Source organism: Pseudoalteromonas rhizosphaerae, assembly GCF_902498845.1.
Taxonomy (GTDB): domain Bacteria; phylum Pseudomonadota; class Gammaproteobacteria; order Enterobacterales; family Alteromonadaceae; genus Pseudoalteromonas; species Pseudoalteromonas rhizosphaerae.
Genome location: NZ_CABVLM010000041.1, coordinates 1 through 1,255 on the forward strand (window position 1 = coordinate 1; position 1,255 = coordinate 1,255).

Here is a 1,255-nt window from a genome sequence, read left to right on the forward strand (position 1 = left end):
TGGATTTACAGATTAATCACAAGCCTTGGCCATTGCTGTTATGTGGTTGCCCCGTCTCTTATTCCTAAAAAACCAGGCGAGAAGATTAAAACCGATAAACGTGATGCCCTTAAGCTCGCTAAATTACTTAAATCTGAAGATTTAACACCTATCTATGTTCCCGAGCCTGAAGATGAAGCTGTACGTGATTTATCTCGTGCACGCGAAGTGGCCATGAAAGATTTAAAAGATGTTAAATATCAATTAAAAGCACTGCTGCTTCGTAATAATATTAATTACAAAGGCACTGCAAATTGGTCACAAAAACATTTACGTTGGCTCACTGAGCTTGTGCTTCCACACCCAGCACAGCACATCGTCTTACAAGAGTTTTTACAAACAATTACCGAGCGAATAAGTCGACTTGAACGATTAGATAATGAACTTACACATCACGTTCATCAATGGCGTTATTATCCCGTTGTTAAAGCAATACAAGCAATGCGAGGTGTTCGTTTGTTGGTCGCCACCGGTGTTGTTGCTGAGCTTGGCGATTTAACGCGCTTCGATCATCCCCGTAAATTAATGAGTTATCTCGGTCTTGTACCCAGTGAACACTCGAGTGGTGGCAAACGCCATATTGGCGCTATCACAAAATGCGGAAATGGCCGAGCAAGACGCCTACTAATTGAAGGCGCGCACACTTATCGCTATGCAGCAAATATATCGACAGATATGCAAAAACGACAAGAAGGTTTACCAAAGGACATTATTGATATTGCGTGGAAAGCACAACTTAGGCTCTGCAAGCGCTATAAAAAAATGATAGCCAAAGGGAAACACTACAACCTGGTTGTCACCGCAATTGCCCGAGAAATGATTGCGTACATATGGGCCATTGCTAAAGAAGTGGTACTTACGCCAGTGAATACAAAACTTAGATTGGCAAGAGTACCCGCATGATAAACGAATTAGAGTTAATGCATAGGATCAAGCATCGGGTGTGGCACAACCACCGACGGCGTTAGGATGGCAATGCAGCTAACGCTGCATTGAACCACGAACATAGACTGAAGACAGGTGCCACGACGAACTAAGTAAGGTTTGCTCTGTTACTAGAAATAGTAATAACCAACGAATATCAGCAAGATAACCGACGACATTACTTGCTTCATCCTATGTATTAACTCGCTCTAATTCGAGCTGAAGTAATTATGGCTTAAAAAGTTAGGCAAGGATCAGTGTGTTTAACTTGACAGTGGGAGTCATACCAACG

At 42.3% G+C, this 1,255-nt stretch carries 1 protein-coding gene; it reads left to right on the plus strand.

The genetic code is table 11. The annotated features are described in order from the left end of the window. On the plus strand, positions 1-942 hold a 942-nt coding region (locus PSR9079_RS23340), incomplete at its 5' end, for an IS110 family RNA-guided transposase (protein ID WP_149983451.1). Positions 943-1,255: the final 313 nt, after the last annotated feature.